Annotated in this window: 1 protein-coding gene; it reads left to right on the forward strand. The window is 67.2% G+C overall.

The annotated features are described in order from the left end of the window. Positions 1 to 695 (forward strand): IS4 family transposase (locus JHD63_RS22790; protein WP_198973085.1); only part of this gene is annotated, 695 nt, incomplete at both ends.

The raw sequence follows: 695 nt of genomic DNA on the forward strand, positions 1-695 counted from the left end.
GCCTTCCCGCAGGCGCGTGTGCTGGGCCTGGTCGAATGCGGCACCCACGCGGTGGTGGCTGCGGCCATCGCACCGTACAGCCACAGCGAAGTGGCCATGGCCGCCGAACTGCTGCCCTCCAAACTGAGGGCGGACATGCTCCTCATGGCCGACCGCAACTTCTACAGCTTCAAGCTCTGGCACCAAGTCTGCGCCAGCGGGGCCAGGCTGCTGTGGCGCGTCAAGTCCAACCTGGGCCTGCCCGTGGAGCAGCCACTCGAGGACGGCTCCTATCTGAGCACCGTGTACGGCAGCCAGGCCGATCGCGCCAGCAAGCGTGGCAGCCGGGTGCGTGTGATCGAGTACACGCTGGCGCACTCGGCCACGCCCGTGCAAGACAGCTACCGCCTGGTGACCAACATCCTGGACCCCCAAGCCGCGCCGGCGTTGGAGCTTGCCGCGCTGTACCACGAACGCTGGGAGATCGAGGGCGTCTTCGATGAGATCAAGACCCACATGCGCTCGAGCAGCACGGTGCTGCGCAGCAAAACGCCGCCCCTGGTCGAGCAGGAACTGTGGGGCCTGCTGCTGGCGCACTTCGCGGTGCGCCAGCTCATGGAGCAGGCCGCCTGGGGGCGGCAACTCGATCCGGACCGATTGAGCTTCGTGCACGCCTTGCGCGTGATCAAGCGCAAGATGCCGCAAGCTGCGGCCAT

The organism is Xylophilus sp. ASV27, from assembly GCF_016428875.1.
Classification (GTDB): Bacteria; Pseudomonadota; Gammaproteobacteria; order Burkholderiales; family Burkholderiaceae_C; genus Xylophilus.